This is a genomic window from Mesorhizobium sp. B3-1-9 (genome assembly GCF_006439595.1).
GTDB lineage: Bacteria > Pseudomonadota > Alphaproteobacteria > Rhizobiales > Rhizobiaceae > Mesorhizobium.
Genome location: NZ_VFTJ01000008.1, coordinates 89,233 through 104,092 on the forward strand (window position 1 = coordinate 89,233; position 14,860 = coordinate 104,092).

The 14,860-nt window shown below is 61.9% G+C and carries 14 protein-coding genes; 7 read left to right on the forward strand and 7 right to left on the reverse strand.

Annotated features, from left to right (window positions below):
- Nucleotides 1–164: 164 nt before the first annotated feature.
- Nucleotides 165–1,124, forward strand: coding sequence for an aminotransferase class IV (locus FJW07_RS16525; RefSeq protein WP_140784200.1), 960 nt, complete (start codon nt 165–167; stop codon nt 1,122–1,124).
- A gap of 109 nt (nt 1,125–1,233) precedes the next feature.
- On the opposite strand, the gene FJW07_RS16530 is transcribed toward FJW07_RS16525, so the two are convergent.
- Both FJW07_RS16530 and FJW07_RS16535 read right to left on the reverse strand, forming a co-directional pair.
- Entirely contained in the window at nt 1,234–1,827 is a 594-nt protein-coding gene (locus tag FJW07_RS16530) for a malonic semialdehyde reductase (RefSeq protein ID WP_140707793.1), read from the reverse strand.
- Nucleotides 1,828–1,931: 104 nt separating this feature from the next.
- Complete coding sequence (locus tag FJW07_RS16535) at nt 1,932–3,215, reverse strand: aminotransferase class III-fold pyridoxal phosphate-dependent enzyme (RefSeq protein WP_140784201.1); 1,284 nt, start codon at nt 3,213–3,215, stop codon at nt 1,932–1,934.
- Between the two features lie 293 nt (nt 3,216–3,508).
- On the opposite strand from FJW07_RS16535, the gene FJW07_RS16540 reads away from it, so the two are divergent.
- From FJW07_RS16540 to FJW07_RS16555, 4 genes are all read left to right on the forward strand, one after another.
- Nucleotides 3,509–4,567 (forward strand): ABC transporter substrate-binding protein, encoded by a 1,059-nt coding sequence (locus FJW07_RS16540; protein ID WP_140784202.1) that lies wholly within the window; start codon nt 3,509–3,511, stop codon nt 4,565–4,567.
- Nucleotides 4,568–4,754: 187 nt separating this feature from the next.
- Nucleotides 4,755–5,594 carry an ABC transporter permease gene (locus FJW07_RS32065; RefSeq protein WP_140784203.1) on the forward strand — a complete coding sequence of 280 codons (840 nt, stop codon included), beginning with the start codon at nt 4,755–4,757 and terminating at the stop codon, nt 5,592–5,594.
- 218 nt (nt 5,595–5,812) lie between these two features.
- A complete protein-coding gene (locus FJW07_RS32070) occupies nt 5,813–6,397 on the forward strand; it encodes an ABC transporter permease subunit (protein WP_246680792.1) in 585 nt (194 codons plus the stop codon).
- 10 nt (nt 6,398–6,407) lie between these two features.
- The gene (locus FJW07_RS16555; protein ID WP_140784205.1) at nt 6,408–7,526 is read left to right on the forward strand and encodes an ABC transporter ATP-binding protein; all 1,119 of its coding nucleotides are present in this window, start codon (nt 6,408–6,410) and stop codon (nt 7,524–7,526) included.
- 51 nt (nt 7,527–7,577) lie between these two features.
- Here the strand turns inward: FJW07_RS16555 and FJW07_RS16560 are convergent, their stop codons facing one another.
- From FJW07_RS16560 to FJW07_RS16570, 3 genes are all read right to left on the reverse strand, one after another.
- Nucleotides 7,578–8,231, reverse strand: a complete 654-nt coding sequence (locus FJW07_RS16560; RefSeq protein WP_181182655.1) for a class II aldolase/adducin family protein — start codon at nt 8,229–8,231, stop codon at nt 7,578–7,580.
- Nucleotides 8,228–9,565 carry a 3-oxo-tetronate kinase gene (gene otnK, locus FJW07_RS16565; protein ID WP_140784206.1) on the reverse strand — a complete coding sequence of 446 codons (1,338 nt, stop codon included), beginning with the start codon at nt 9,563–9,565 and terminating at the stop codon, nt 8,228–8,230. The genes FJW07_RS16560 and otnK overlap by 4 nt, the downstream gene beginning before the upstream one ends.
- 62 nt (nt 9,566–9,627) lie before the next feature.
- Entirely contained in the window at nt 9,628–10,524 is an 897-nt protein-coding gene (locus tag FJW07_RS16570) for a shikimate dehydrogenase (protein ID WP_140707805.1), read from the reverse strand.
- A 176-nt stretch (nt 10,525–10,700) separates the two neighbouring features.
- Between FJW07_RS16570 and FJW07_RS16575 the strand changes: the two genes are divergently transcribed.
- The gene (locus FJW07_RS16575; protein WP_140857603.1) at nt 10,701–12,017 is read left to right on the forward strand and encodes an LLM class flavin-dependent oxidoreductase; all 1,317 of its coding nucleotides are present in this window, start codon (nt 10,701–10,703) and stop codon (nt 12,015–12,017) included.
- A gap of 108 nt (nt 12,018–12,125) precedes the next feature.
- On the opposite strand, the gene FJW07_RS16580 is transcribed toward FJW07_RS16575, so the two are convergent.
- Nucleotides 12,126–12,803 (reverse strand): TetR/AcrR family transcriptional regulator, encoded by a 678-nt coding sequence (locus FJW07_RS16580; protein WP_140857605.1) that lies wholly within the window; start codon nt 12,801–12,803, stop codon nt 12,126–12,128.
- 162 nt (nt 12,804–12,965) lie between these two features.
- A complete protein-coding gene (locus FJW07_RS16585) occupies nt 12,966–13,934 on the reverse strand; it encodes a LysR substrate-binding domain-containing protein (RefSeq protein ID WP_140828211.1) in 969 nt (322 codons plus the stop codon).
- A gap of 280 nt (nt 13,935–14,214) precedes the next feature.
- Between FJW07_RS16585 and FJW07_RS16590 the strand changes: the two genes are divergently transcribed.
- Nucleotides 14,215–14,727 (forward strand): flavin reductase family protein, encoded by a 513-nt coding sequence (locus FJW07_RS16590; RefSeq protein WP_140828209.1) that lies wholly within the window; start codon nt 14,215–14,217, stop codon nt 14,725–14,727.
- Nucleotides 14,728–14,860 lie beyond the last annotated feature (133 nt).

Consider the following 14,860-nt stretch of genomic DNA (forward strand, 5'->3'; position numbering starts at 1 on the left):
ATTCCTGGATTGCCGCAGTGGTGGGGGCGCCTGTCCTGGCCACCGCAATTGCTATCCTAGCACAATCATAGCAGTGAATTGCCGCTCGAATCTCGTTGACAAATCAATGTCTTGATCGCATTTTTGGTTAGTCGATAAAAATCGACTAACGTGGAGGCTGCCCCGTGGCATATACCGACTTCATTTTCGACGCCTACCGCAATCGCGTTGCCGAACTCGAGGCCAGCGACAATCCGTTCGCGAAGGGGGTGGCCTATGTCGAGGGTGAGCTTTATCCGATCCACGAAGCCCGCATCCCTATTCTCGACCAGGGATTCCTCCATTCCGATCTGACCTATGATGTACCCTCGATCTGGGATGGCCGCTTCTTCCGGCTCGATGATCATCTCGACCGTTTCGAGCGCAGCCTGAAGCAGTTGCGGCTGCGCAGCTCGCTCGACCGCCACGGCATCCGGCAGAAGCTGGTGGAGATGGCGGCAAGGAGCGGCATTCGGGACGCTTATGTGTGCATGATCGTGACGCGCGGCCTGAAATTCATCCGCCAGTACAGCCCCGATGAAATCGAGAACAACCTCTACCTCATGGTGCAGCCCTTCTTGTGGGTGATGGGGGAAGAACTTCAGAAGACCGGCGGCTCGGCCGTCATCGCACGCGACGTTCGTCGCGTGCCGCCAGGCGCCATCGACCCGACTGTGAAGAACCTGCAGTGGGGCGATTTCGTGCGCGGCATGCTGGAGGCGCGTGATCGCGGCGCCAACTACCCGATCCTGACGGACGGGGACGGCAATCTGACCGAAGGTTCCGGCTTCAACGTCTGCATCATCAAGGACGGCGTGCTGCGGACACCGAAGCGTGGCGTGCTGGAAGGCGTGACGCGCAAGACCGTGCTGGAAGTCGCCAAGGCGCATGGCGTCGAGTGCCATGTCGAGGACGTCCCGGTGAGCGCCGCCTATAATTGCGATGAACTGTTGTTCGTCACCACGGCCGGCGGCGTCATGCCGATCACCAAATTGGACGGGGTGCCGGTAGGCAGCGGAGAAGTCGGTCCGATCAGCAAAACAATCTGGAAGGCTTATTGGGAAGCTCATTACGATCCGATGCGCAGCTTCGCCATCAATTATTGAAAGCCGACGGACAGCCGCCTCAGCTCGAACGGCGGACAGCGGGCCGCTCGGACGAAAAAGGCTGCGGACCATGAGGGCCGCAGCCTTTCGCATTTCCAGGATTGCCTGTTCAAGCGATCCGGCATGCATTTTCAAAGGCAAGCCGGGGCAACCGCGGAAACAGGCCTGCCGGATCGCCATAGCCCAGATTGACCAGGAAGTTGCTCTTCCAGGTCGTTCCCGCGAAGAAGGCCTCGTCGACGAGATGGTTCTTGAAACCGGACATCGGTCCGGCATCGAGCCCCAGCATGCGGGCGGCGAGGATGAGGTAACCGCCCTGGAGGGTGCCGTTGCGAAAGGCGGTCTCATGCGCGATATCGGGGCTCGACGTGAACCAGGAGCGCGCGTCCGTATGTGGGAAGAGCTCCGGCAATCGGTCGTAGAAGGCTTCGTCATAAGCAACGATCGCGGTGACCGGCGCCGCCATGGTCTTGGCAGAATTGCCGCTGCTTAGGGCCGGCCGGAGTTTTTCCTTGGCTTCGGGCGACCTGACAAAGACGAACCTGCCGGGAGAGCAATTCGCCGAAGTCGGCGCCATCTTCAAGAGGTCGTAGAGCTGCCTCAGCGTATCGTCGGAGACCGGCCTGTCCGTCCACTTGTTATGTGTGCGGGCTTCCGTGAAAATGCTGTAGTCGTTCATTGCGATCCGCGCGTCCTTGGGCATGAATTCAGGCCCCCGTCTCATGCGACCAGGGTGCCTGACGATTCGGTGATATTCCCCCGAAGATACGGCGCTCCGTATCCGGCGGACCGCCGCAAGGTCCGTCTTCAGCGAGCGACTTTGAGCCTTGCCAGGACGAGCGGATTCTCGTTTGCAGGAATTCGCGTGCGCTCGGCCTTGAGCTCCGCGAAGGCCTGCTCGCTCGCCTTCAACGTCTGCTCGATGTCGGCCGCCGTCATGGCCGCGTTCAGGAACATGTTGTGATACGGATGGAAATAGACGCCATGCTTGAGGGCGTTCGTCACCCAGGCATAGCCGAGGCGCATGTCCGGATCGTCATGGAGCAGGATCTGCGGCATCTGCGACGGACCGGTCTGGCGCAACGAGAAGCCAAAGGCGGCGGCCTGCTCATCGAGGCCCGCACGCAACTTGTCGCCCAACTCCACGGTATGTTCCAGATACTTGGTTTCGCGGATCAGCCGCAGCGTCTCGACGCCGGCCGCCATCGGAACGGCGGAGAACCAGAAGGAGCCGGTGGCGAAGATGGAACGAGCGGCGGCGTAGAAACGCTGCGACCCCATCATCGCCGAGATCGGATGGCCGTTGGCAATGGCCTTGCCCCAGCAGCTGATGTCGGGTTCCACTCCCAGGATTGACCACGAGCAGTCCCGCGCCAGCCTGAAACCGGCGCGGACGTCGTCGACGATGAGCGGCGCGTCGACGGCATCGCAAATCTTGCGCGCGGCCTTGGCGAACGCTTCGGAGGGGATCAACTGATCGGCAAAGACCTCGTGCTTGAACGGCGTGGCGAAAATGCCGGCGACGTCGCCGTCGGCCGACCGCACCGCGGCCTCGAGGCTTTCGATGTTGTTGTACTCGTAGGCGATGATCTGGCGCCGCTCGTCATCGACGATGCCGGTGCGGTTCGGCGTGCACCAGGGCTGGGAGCCGTGATACGCGCCGGTCGCCACCAGGATCTTGCGGCGTTTGGAATAGGCGCGCGCGATCGTCATCGCCATGGACGTGGCGTCGCTGCCGTTCTTGCAGAACATCGCCCAATCGGCATGGGAGACCATCGAGACCATCGCTTCGGCCAGTTCGACCATCAGGTGCGACGGTCCGGTCATAGTGTCGCCGAGTTCGGCCTGCCGGCGCGCGGCGGCCTCGACGTCGGCATTTCCATAGCCAAATAGATTAGGCCCATAAGCGCTCAGATAGTCGATATATTCATTGCCATCGACATCCCACAGCCTCGCGCCGCTGGCGCGGCTGAAGAACTGCGGGAAGTCGGAAGGCAAAAGCGCTGTAGATTCATGGCCATACATACCACCCGGTATGACGCGGCGGGCGCGTTCCAGCAGCTCTGAATTCCGACGGTTAGACCAAGTCATTGATGTGATTTCCCTATTTGCGATGCAGCCTATAGCAAGAAAAATATCTGCTATCAATGATGAATCCGATGGATTGCCGGCTGCTTTTCCGCTACAAAACCCGGGAGCCGGGCAATGCGGACGCATTCGCCGCCACCGCGGACCGGCTCGCTGCGCCGAGCGTCCGAGGAGAAAAGCTGATGGCAGGATCGATCGTCGGAGAAGCCAGCCTTGCCTGGGGGCTCCGAGCTCGGCCGGTCGGCTAAAGACGCGGCGTCACCGAAACCGGAAATCAAAAATCCAAAGGGGAATCCATGAACACTACCAAGAATGGTCTGAGCAGACGCAGCGTGCTGAAGCTGGGCGCCGGTACGGCCGCCGCGGCATCATTTCTTGCAATGCCGGCGATCGGCCGGGCAGCGCCGACGTCGCTCTCCGTCGCCAATGGCGGCGGCGCGCTGGGCGATGCGTTCAAGGCCGCATGTTTCAATACCTTCGAGAAGAAAACCGGCATCAAGATCATCAGCGCCCCTTACATGGAAGGCGCCCGCCTGAAGGCGATGGTCGAGGCCGGCGCAGTCGACATCGACGTCACGGATACGGATTCCTCGGAAGCCGCGCCGCTGGCCGTTGCCGGCCTCCTCGACGAGATCGACTACAGCGTCGTTCCGAAGGAAGGGCTCATCGCTGGCGCCGCCAGCAAATACTGGACGTCGTGCTACATCGCCGGCTGCGTCCTTAGCTGGAACACCGATTCCAAGGACGGCCGCCCGAAGAACTGGCAGGAATTCTTCGATCCGAAGATCAAGGGTCGCAGGACACTCTGGAAGAACGCCGCGCAGACCATGGAAGTGGCGGCGCTGGGCGCCGGCCAGACTCTGGACAAGCTCTATCCGCTGGATATCGACCGCGCCTTCGCCATGCTCGACGGCATCCGTTCGTCCATCACCTGGTGGACGTCCGGCGCGCAGAGCGCCCAGCTTCTCGCCAATGGCGACGCCGATTTCGGCATGTGCTGGAACGGCCGTGTCGACCCGGTCAAGCAGCAGGGCGGCCCGATCGATTATACGTTCGACTACTCGCTGCACACGCCCGGCATCTGGAGCCTGCCGAAGGGTGGCCGCAACCGCGACACCGCGATGAAGTTCATCGCGCATTGCATGGACCCGGAAGTCCAAGCCGCCTTCTCCAAGCTGATCCCCTATGGACCGACGAACGACAAGGCGTTCGACATCCTATCGCCGGAGGAGCGCGCGCGCATGCCGAGCTCGCCGGAAAACCGTAAGCTTTCGGTCGCGATTGATGGCGATTACTGGCTCGAGAACGGCACCAAGATCTACGACCGCTTCAACACCTGGGTCGTGACGAAATAAGCGGGCCCCTCCCGGGACGGGACTGCGCGGGCGACTCGTTACCCGCGCAGTCCCGTCTTTCGTGCCAATTCGACACTGCTCGCCAATTCGACGCCGCCAGCGCCGCTTGTGCGAGAGCCTGACAATCTGTTGAAGTGGTTGCGCCGTCCAACACGCCCGGATCCGCATGTGAGGATATGTTGACGTCATGAAGCACCGCAGCTTCCTGCTCTACCTTCCCGTCGCCTTGCTGCTGACGCCCTTCTTCCTCGCGCCGATGGCGGTGATCGGGACGGAGAGTTTCAGCGGCCAGCAAGGGATCGGAGCGGAATACGCGAAGGTCGTGACCGACCAGGGCATCAGGACTGTCCTCTACAACACCTTCTATGTCGCGGCGATGGTGACGATCTTTTCGCTGCTGATCGGCTACCCGATAGCCTATGTGCTGGCGCGGCTCAGGGGCCGATGGGCCACCATCGGCATATTCCTGATCTTCCTGCCCTTCTGGGCGAGTACGGTGATCCGCTCCTTTGCCTGGATGATCCTTCTCGGCCGCAAGGGCCCGGTCAACTCCATCCTGGTCGGCATCGGCCTTATCGAGGATCCGATCCGCTTCATCGACAACGGCCTGGGGCTGATGATCGCCATGACCTACATCATGGTGCCGTTCATCGTCGTGCCCATCCTCAATGGCCTGCGCGCCATAGACCCCAACCTTCCGCGCGCGGCGGCGGTGCTCGGAGCCAATCCATGGCGCCAGTTCCTCGCCGTCACCCTGCCGCTTTCCATGCCCAACGTGGCGGTGGGCTGCACGATCGTCTTCGTCACCTCGCTGGGTTTCTTTGTCACGCCGTCGCTTCTGGGCGGAGACCTGACGGTGGTTTCGATGCTGATCAGCGAACAGGCCAACAGGCTGCTGGATTGGCCGCTCGCCTCGGCGCTGGCGATCATTGTGCTTCTCCTCACCATCATCATCTTCGCGCTGCTGCGGTTCAGCCAACTGGCTTCCCGCCGCAAGGGCAAGGCACAGGCGGGAGTGTTCGCATGAACGTCTCCGAGAAGAAGCTTTGGGCCGCTTGGAGCCGTCTCCTGAACGGCCTCGTCGGGGCCATGCTCATTGGTTTCCTGGTGCCCATCCTGGTCGTCGTCGCCGTATCCTTCCAGAGCAAGTCGTACCTGTCGTTTCCGCCGACGGACTTTTCGCTGCGCTGGTACCAGCAGTTCATCGGCAACGACGATTACCGCTCCGCCATCCTGAACAGCATGATGATCGGAGCGGCGGCCGCGGCACTGGCGACGATCGCCGGGATTTCGACGGCATTGGCGGTCGTTCGCGCGAGCGTGCCTGGCTCCACCATCGTCAGCGCGCTTTCCGTCGCGCCCGCGATATTGCCGCAGATCGTTCTGGCTATCGGGCTTTTCCCGATCAGCGTGTGGCTAGGACTTCAAGGCACGCTATGGGCTGTGATCCTGGCGCATGCCGTCATCGGCCTGCCCTTTCCGTTCATCACTGTCTGCGGCGCGCTTGCATCCTATTCGAACCGGATCGAGATCGCCTCGATGACGCTCGGCGCCAATTCCTTCCAGACGTTCCGGCTGATCACCTTCCCGATGATCAGGCCGGCCGTGATCGCGGGTTTCATCTTCGCGTTCGCGGCATCGCTCGACGAACTGGTGCTGGCGCTCTTCCTGAGCAGCCCATCGACGCGGACATTGCCTTTGCTTCTTTGGGAACAGCTCAACTTCCAGGTCACTCCCGAAATCGCTGCCGCGGCCAGCGTCATTCTCGCCGTAACAAGCCTACTCATTCTCGCGGCAACTTTGTTGCCCCGTCTCGGCAAGGACAACTAGGATGCTGCAGATGCCAAGTCGATCCGCGACAGGTCAGAACCGTGCCGCAGGGGGCGCCGCAGTCTCCATTCGAAATCTTTGCAAGCACTACAACAATTTCGAGGCCGTCGTCCCCACGTCCGTCGAGATCGATTCCGGCGACTTCTTCGCCATCATCGGACCGAGCGGCTCCGGCAAGTCGACACTGCTCGGCATGATCGCGGGCTATATCGACCCGACCGAAGGGCAGATCGTGGTCGACGGGCGCGACATCGTTCCCGAACCGATCTACCGGCGCAACATCGGCATGGTGTTCCAGAACTATGCGCTGTTTCCGCATCTGTCGGTCGCCCAGAATGTCGCCTATCCGCTGAAGATCCGCGGTGTGGCGAAGGACGAGATCGCAAGGCGCGTGCGCGAGAGCCTTGCCATGGTGCGGCTTGAAGCATTCGCGTCGCGCAAGCCGTCGGAACTCTCGGGCGGGCAGCAACAGCGCATCGCGCTGGCCCGGGCATCGATCTATCATCCGTCAATCCTGCTCATGGATGAGCCGCTCGGCGCGCTGGACAAGAACCTTCGCGACGAGATGCAGGAAGAGATCAAACGCTTCCAGCAGGAATTGGGCGCGACCGTCATCTATGTCACCCATGACCAGCAGGAAGCGGCATTCCTGGCCGACCGCATCGCCATCATGCGCGACGGCGCCATGACGCAGATCGGCAGCCCGCGCGCGCTCTATGAACAGCCGAACAGCCGCTTCGTCGCCGAGTTCCTCGGCGAAGCTTCGATCTTCCCCGTCAAATCGGTGTCCGGGAAGCAGGCCGGTCAGCCTTGCCAGATCGTCCTGGAGGATGGCACCCGGGCAATTATCCGCACGGACGAGGACGCAGGTCCCGGCCGTTTCGCCTGCATCCGGCCCGAACGCGTTACCGTCGGCCCGAAAGCGCAAGGCCTGGACAACACCTACACCGGCATCGTGCGCGAGAGCCTCTACACGCCGGGCAGCATCCGCTACCGGATCGAGCTGAACGGCACCGGCTCCACGCTCAAAGTGCGCGTGCTGCCGCAGGGCAATACCGAGGTCTTCCAAACCGGAAGTGCCGTCGACATCGGCTGGTCGGCCGATGACATGACCATCCTCGCGGAGTAGCCGCAAGCGTTCGTCGGCTAAACGGCAAATTGGCTCCGGCCAGTTGCGCTTTTACTTCGGTTTCTGCTGGCCGTAGGTCTTGTACCGGTTCTTGACCACGCTCAGCTCGTCGTCCGTCAGCATGACCGGGCGCCCGAGCATCGAGGCAAGCATGTACTGCCTGGCCAGCGTCTCCAGCTTTTCGGTGCGCGCGACCGCCGTAGCGAGATCCGGCCCGTAGGCGATCATGCCGTGATTGGCGATCAGGCAGGTGTTTCGTTCCGGCAGCGCCCGTACCACCACCTCCGCCAATTCTGCCGTGCCGAACGGCGCGTAGTCGGAACATGGAACATCGTCGCCGCCGAACGACGCGATCATGTAGTGGAATGGCGGAAGGCCCTGCCGCAGGCAGGACAGCGCCACGCAGTGATCCGGATGGGCATGCACGACGGCCTGGGCCTGAGGGCACGCCTTGTAGATCGCCGCATGCATGTTCCATTCGCTCGACGGACGGATCTCGCCGTTCCAGCCGCCGTCGAGCGTCATCTCGACCATCGCGGCCTGGTCGAGCTTTTCGGGCGGGATGCCCGTCGGCGTTATCAGCATGCCGCCGACCCCGAAGCGCAGGCTGACGTTCCCAGAGGTTCCGCTGTTCAAGCCTTTCGACGCGATGGCGCGCACGGCATCGACCAGAGATTGACGCATGGCTGCTGATTGATCGGTCATTGGATTTTCGCCTGTGGCGGCCATTGTTCGAGATAGGGTGCGATCCTTACGGGCCGGCGCATTTCGTCGAGCACCGCCGAAAAGACGTCCAGCCCGCCGAGCTTGCCGGACTTCAGCATCAGCGCGACGGGAAACGGCATTTCGGCCACCATGCGTCCGGTGCCCAGGCCCTGATATGGCCCGACGATGAAGCGGGTGATGGGCAGTTTGGGGACGATGGCGCCAGCAGTTTCGCCGCCGGCGATGACGAGCCGACGGACGCCGCGTTCAAAGATCAGGCGTTGCGCGAGACCGGTGAGGAAATCCTCCGCCGCGCGCGCCACCACATCGCGTCCATATTTGCCCTGCAGCCGTTCGACTTCCTCCTGCGGCGCCATCGTGGCGATGGCAATCGCCTGCCCCGCGCCGATCGCTCGATCGGCCGACGCCAAAGCCGAAGCAAGCAGATCTTCGCCTTCCATGACGCGGCCGAGATCGATCGTGACGACTTCATTCTGCCGGCCGAAATGCGCAAGCTGCTCGGCGGTGCGCGGCGCCACGCTGCCGGCAAGCACGACGGCAGGCCCTTCGACGCCCGGCAACGCGGCAGCCTCGGGGCTGGCAAGCTTGCCGCCGCGCCGCCATGACGTCGGGAGATGCGCCGCCACCGACGCATTCCCGGTCAGCAAAGGCATGGGCGCCGCGGCCTCCGCGATCGAAGCCAGATCGCGCTCATAGATCGTGTCGGCGACGGCAAAGCGAACGCCCTCCCCGATCAAATTCTCGCAATGCTTGACGATGGCCTCCGCGCCGCGATCGACAACCGGGTGCGCAACGAGCCCGACCCGGCTCCGGCTTTGCGCCGCAAGGACGCGGACGATGTTCGAATCCGTCATCGGCGTCAGCGGGTCGAACCGCTTGGGAGACTCCGCCAGGATCTGCGAGCCGCCGAACATATAGCCCTGAAACACCGTTCGCTGGGTCTCGCAGAGAGCCGGACAAAACAGGACCATTTTCGCGTCGAGCAGATCCGCCAGCGCCTCGGCGCACGGACCGATGTTTCCGGCCGGCGTGGAATCGAAGGTCGCGCAGTATTTGAAAAAAATCTGATCACAGCCAGCCGACTGTAGCCGCCGCGCTGCCCGCAGAACGAGATCGACCGCATCCTGCGCCGGTATCACGCGCGTTTTCAGCGCGATCACATGCGCGAGCGAGGCGGAAGGGATGTCCGCCTCGATGCTGGTCGCGAAACTCGTCGGCACGCCCCGCGCCACCAGCATGGCCGCCAGTTCGGACCCGCCGGTCAAGTCATCGGCGATCGCGCCGAACAGCAGCGGACGCTTTCGTTCTGTCATTGATTCATTCCCTTGAAGTCCCGTCCAGGCTTGAAGCCGTGGGCGGTCGTATACGCCATATGTCAAAGACCCAGAAATGCCCGAGCCAGGGCCAATTGACCGTCCATCATCTGGCGACCGACCAGCAAGCGGCAACCCTTGGCTTCGGCCGCCTGCAGGAGCCTGGTCTTTTCCGGCTTCATGACGATGTCGGCAACGATCATATCCGCGGATAGCGTCGCGAAATCCACGGGATCTCCATCCTCCTTGCCGATCATCCCCAGCGAAGTCGCGTTGACGACCATGTCGAAGCCGGTGGCGTCGGCCTCACCTGTTCGAACCGACGCCCCCGGATAGGCGGCGGAAACCGCATCGACGAGCCCAACGGCCCTGGCATGGTCGCGGTTTGAAACGACCAGTTCCGCCACGCCCGCCTCGGCCAACGCAAAAGCCAGGCTGCGCCCGGCACCGCCGGCGCCGAGCAGAAGCACACGAAGTCCTGCAGGCTGAATGCCGGCCTCCGTGGCGCCGCGCACGAAACCGCTGCCGTCGACATTGTCTCCGGTCAGCTTTCCATCCGCATCGCGCCGGATGTAGTTGACGCTGCCGATCGTCCGGGCGCGAGGCGTGAGTTCGTCGAGCAGCGGCAGAACGGAGATCTTGTGCGGGATGGTGACGCCTGATCCGACGCAGTTTTGAAATCCGCGCAGCGCCTGGATGGCGGTGGCCAGATCCCGCGCGCCCACATGAACAGGTACGCAAACGAAGTCATGGCCGGCGGCGCGCATGAAGGCGGTGATGGCTTCCGTGCCGACCACATGCGAGACCGGATCCGCCATCAGCAGCATGATTTTCGTATGCCCGGTTATGCGGCGCGCATCCATAAGTCCCTCCCGTGGTCCTCGGTTCAAATAGTATGATAAATATCGACTAATGACTTTATGGCTGCCAATCCGGAATGAGATCCATATCGGCAGCATTTGCGCCCATTTTTCATGAAATTCAAGCAGTTTTGGTGAGACTTCGGCAGTCGCCCACCGCGATCGCCGGCACCGTCGTTTCGCCCAGAATGCCTGTTGATAATGAATAAGTTTCTCTGTAATTCTAGCACTCACTCATACCATGACTGTCCCGGCCACGCGGAGGATTCCCACCCATGTCGAAGCGGCAAATGCACCTGATAGGCTATGTGCTGGCGGGGCCGACCTGGCATCACTACGGCAGCTGGCGGCACCCGGAAAGCGACGGCCTGGATATGCTCGATCCTGTCCGTTACGAGGAGATCGCCCGTGTCCTGGAGCACGGCAAATTCGACGGGCTGTTCTTCGTCGACTTCCTGATGCTGTTCGATTCCTACGCCGGCGGCTACCGCACCAACCTGAAGGAAGGCGGTCAGCAATGCATGATGGACCCGATGCAGCTTCTGGCCGCCATGGCCCGCGTCACCTCGCGCATCGGACTTGCCTCGACCATGTCGACGACATTCTACCACCCCTTCCACATCGCGCGCGCCTTCGCCTCGCTCGACCATATCAGCAAGGGCCGGTCCGGCTGGAACGTGGTCACCTCGGCGATGGAGCGCGAGGCCAAGAATTTCGGCATGGATGCGCTGATGGACAAGAACAAACGCTACGACATGGCCGATGAGGTGCTGGAAGCCTGTAACAAGCTCTGGCAGAGCTGGGAGCCGGGAGCGCTCGTCGGCGATCGCGAGAACAACATCTTCGCCGACGCCGACAAGGTTCACTACGCCAACTATGAAGGCCAGTATGTGCGCACCAGCGGCCCGCTGACGGTGCCACGCTCGCCGCAGGTCAAGCCAGTCATCATGCAGGCCGGCTCCTCGCCTCGCGGCCGCGAGTTCGCCGGCCGCTGGGCCGAGGTCATCTTCACGCTGCAGAACTCCAAGGAGCACATGCAGGCCTTCTACCGCGACATCAAGGACCGCGTCGTCGCCAGCGGGCGCAAGCCGAATGAGTGCGCCATCGTGCCTGCCGTCGACATCGTGCTCGGTGACACGGAATCGATCGCCAGGGAGCGCGCCGCGGCCATCAATGAATACGCAAGCCCCACGCTCGGCGTCGCCGAGATCTCCAATGCCCTCGGCGTCGACATGTCGAAGGAGCCCCTCGACAAGCCGCTCGAGGATCTCGAGCTGACGCAGGGTTGCCGCGGCATACTCGACGTGATGCTGCAGGGAACCAAGAAGGATGGGCTGACGCTGGGCCAGGCCGGCAAGGCCTGGGCGACCAGCCAGATGACGCCGCAGCTCATCGGCACGCCGAAACAGATTGCCGACCACCTGCAGGATTTCTTCGAAGCGGAATGCTGCGACGGCTTCATGATCTGCCCGTCGATCAGCCCGGGAACCTATGTCCAGTTCGTCAAGACGGTGGTTCCGGAACTGCAGCGTCGCGGAGTGTTCCGCAAGGAGTACCAGTACGCCACGTTCCGCGAAAACCTGCAGAACTGATCGCGGCAATCCGGCGTCTATCAGGCGGCTCGGCTTTCAAATTTGCCGGGCCGCCACGCTTTTACACGCTCCGGAGGGGAAGCCCCGAAATTGCCCGTGGCGCAACCGCTATTCGCTCTGTTCCCTCGGCATGAGAATTTCCGGAAGATAGCAGCGCAGATAGGCAACGCCCGCCAGATGCGCTTCCGCGATGTAGTCGTCGCGGATATAGCCATGCTCGCTGTATGACAGCGAAAAGACGCCGTCTATCATCGAGAAATATGTAGCAAGCCGGCGCTCCCAATCCGGGACCGAAGGCATATGAAAATAGTAGGACAGAAGCTGCGACCGGCCGTCAACGAGGCGGTGCAACTGCGATATGTCGGCGGTCTTGACTTCCAGGCTGATATTGGCGCCCAGGAACAATCGCAACGCGGCCGGATGGTTGTTGTGATATTGAGCCGCGCTGGTCACCTTCAGCCGGAACAGGTCCTGCCAACGCGCCGGCCGAACCTCCAGCGGCAGCTTCGACAGCTCCAGCAACGCGTTGTGATGCACCTCGGCCAGAGCAAGCAGCGCGGCCTCGGTGCTCGGAAAGAAATGATAGACCGACGCGTTCGGTACCTTCGCCTTGGCGGCGATCTGATACAGGCCGATGTCCTGCACGTTGCTGGTCGCAAGCAATTCGTCCAGGGCATCGAGCAGCTTGCGGAAGCGCAACTGGCCGGGTTTGCGCTGCGGGCGTCGGGCGACAATGCGCTTCGGCTGCCGGTCCGCGGCGGCCTTTTCCTCGACATTGTTGCTCATCGTCACCTCGAATTGCGGAGCCTTGAGTCCGACACAAGAAGAAACACGCCCGAAGGTCAAGACACCAAAGATTTCAGGCAATCAAGCCAGTCTTCGCCATTCGTCGCGCGGCCGCCGAAGCAGCAGTTTTCGGTGAGTGAAGATGTCTCGACAGACTGGATTTCATGGAGCCGGCGGATGAATTTCAGCCAGAAGATGCTCGTTGTTCGTCATCGCCGCATCCCGGCGCATCCTGTCGTAAAGCCAGGCGCAGAACATTTCGCAACTTTGCTTGCGCAGTTGTCCGGCCGGCTCCACGACATAATAGTCGGAACCCCGCACCCTGTAGGGGGCGATGTCGAGCGCCGGCACCAGAACCCCGCTCGAGAAGAGATCGTCGATCAGAGGGCTGCCTCCGAGCGCGATGCCCTGGCCGCTCAGCGCCGCCTGCATGAGGACCGAGAAGTTGTTGACCGTGATCTGGTGCTTGCCTTTCGTGACGTCGATGGCATGGGCATGAAACCAGTCGCTCCATCCGCCGCCCTGCACGGACCGTCCCTCGATGTCGAGCAGTTTCTCGCCCAGGAGATCGGCCGGTCGGGTCGGACGCTTGCGCTTGTCCCAATAGGAAGGGTGGCAGACGGGCGTCACCTCGCAACCGACCAGGAACCTGGCGGACATCGACGACCACGAGCCTCCGCCGAAACGGACCGTCATGTCGATCCGCTGTTTTGAAATGTCGACGAGTTCATCATTCACTGCCAGCCGCAGATCCACATCGGGATGGAGACTGCTGAATTCGGCAAGCCGCGGCGCCAGCCAGTAGGTGCCGAAAGCATGGGTCGTGCCGACGACGATCGCCTGCGGATCGCGCAGCTCCCTCACTCGGTCCGCGAGAGACGCTATAGCCGTCAGATGCACCGGCAGCGATGCATTGAGCATGGCGCCCGCGGGCGTGAGCTCGATCGACCGGTGCCCTCTTTCGAAAAGAGGAATCTGGAGAAAGTTTTCCAGCTCGCGAATCTGCCGGCTGATGGCCGCCTGCGTGATGTTCAATTCGTCCGCGGCCTTGGTGAAGCTCATCAGCCGCGCGGCTGCCTCGAAGGAGATCAGCGACACCAGGGAGGGGATGCTTTTGCGCAGCAATGACATAACGAATTTTAATGCCAATCGGACGCCATCCGCAAGTCGGCGCGTAAGCAGACTGCCCCTTTTTACTCGTATCTTTTCCGATCTGATCGATAACCTCGCTAAACCCGCACCGGCGGCTCATTGCAATAATTTCAGTGGCTTAGATCTCGACACGACTTTCGTCCGATGATCGCTGACAAAAGGATTTGTTATGGGACACCAAGAATTTTGCGCGTTTACGCAACCATCCCCCTTCGGCATGCTCGCAATACCAAAAGCGTGATCATAGGACGCACCGAACATGAATGCTCCCGTCGTCATCCCGCCTGCCGCTGTGCCGGTCGGCCGCGATCTGTTCAAGACCGTGTCCAGCCATTGGCCATCCGGCGTGGCGGTCGTCACGACGGCGGCCGGCGACGGAACCTTGCATGGCTTGACCATGAGCGCCGTCATCGCGCTCTCACTGGAGCCCATGCAGTTCCTGATCTCGGTCGACAAGACCTCCAACACGCTGCCGGTGCTGAAAGAGAAGCGGCGCTTCTGCATCAATTTCCTCAGCAGTGAGCAGCGCGACATCTGCATGCTGTTCGCTAGCAAGGCCGCCGACAAGTTCGCTTCCGTCGGCCATCGGCTCTCCGACACCGGCTTGCCGATGATCGATGGCGCGGTTTCCTGCATCAACTGCGATGTGAACAGCATCATTGCGAGTGGCGACCATGAGATCATGATCGGCGATGTCCGCGACATGGAGCATTTCGGCGGTGAGCCGCTGATCCATTTCAAGCGATCGTTCCATAAGGCGCGGCCCGCCTGAGCGACATGCTCTCCTGGTCAGCTTCTCCCCTGGATTCGTGGCGCGAAGCAGGGCTCGCATCCAGCTCAGGTCTTTACCCCGCCGGACGATCGAAGCCTTTCCTGGTCCAAAGCATGTCTCCCAAAACCGGTTC

What these genes read in the sequence shown, in the direction of transcription:
- FJW07_RS16530 (WP_140707793.1), bottom strand. Translation starts at nt 1,827, where the DNA reads ATGCCCAAGGACGCGCGGATCGCAATGAACGACTACAGCATTTTCACG.
- FJW07_RS16535 (WP_140784201.1), bottom strand. Translation starts at nt 3,215, where the DNA reads ATGACTTGGTCTAACCGTCGGAATTCAGAGCTGCTGGAACGCGCCCGC.
- FJW07_RS16540 (WP_140784202.1), top strand. Translation starts at nt 3,509, where the DNA reads ATGAACACTACCAAGAATGGTCTGAGCAGACGCAGCGTGCTGAAGCTG.
- FJW07_RS32065 (WP_140784203.1), top strand. Translation starts at nt 4,755, where the DNA reads ATGAAGCACCGCAGCTTCCTGCTCTACCTTCCCGTCGCCTTGCTGCTG.
- FJW07_RS32070 (WP_246680792.1), top strand. Translation starts at nt 5,813, where the DNA reads ATGATCGGAGCGGCGGCCGCGGCACTGGCGACGATCGCCGGGATTTCG.
- FJW07_RS16555 (WP_140784205.1), top strand. Translation starts at nt 6,408, where the DNA reads ATGCCAAGTCGATCCGCGACAGGTCAGAACCGTGCCGCAGGGGGCGCC.
- FJW07_RS16560 (WP_181182655.1), bottom strand. Translation starts at nt 8,231, where the DNA reads ATGACCGATCAATCAGCAGCCATGCGTCAATCTCTGGTCGATGCCGTG.
- otnK (WP_140784206.1), bottom strand. Translation starts at nt 9,565, where the DNA reads ATGACAGAACGAAAGCGTCCGCTGCTGTTCGGCGCGATCGCCGATGAC.
- FJW07_RS16570 (WP_140707805.1), bottom strand. Translation starts at nt 10,524, where the DNA reads ATGCTGCCGATATGGATCTCATTCCGGATTGGCAGCCATAAAGTCATT.
- FJW07_RS16575 (WP_140857603.1), top strand. Translation starts at nt 10,701, where the DNA reads ATGTCGAAGCGGCAAATGCACCTGATAGGCTATGTGCTGGCGGGGCCG.
- FJW07_RS16580 (WP_140857605.1), bottom strand. Translation starts at nt 12,803, where the DNA reads ATGAGCAACAATGTCGAGGAAAAGGCCGCCGCGGACCGGCAGCCGAAG.
- FJW07_RS16585 (WP_140828211.1), bottom strand. Translation starts at nt 13,934, where the DNA reads ATGTCATTGCTGCGCAAAAGCATCCCCTCCCTGGTGTCGCTGATCTCC.
- FJW07_RS16590 (WP_140828209.1), top strand. Translation starts at nt 14,215, where the DNA reads ATGAATGCTCCCGTCGTCATCCCGCCTGCCGCTGTGCCGGTCGGCCGC.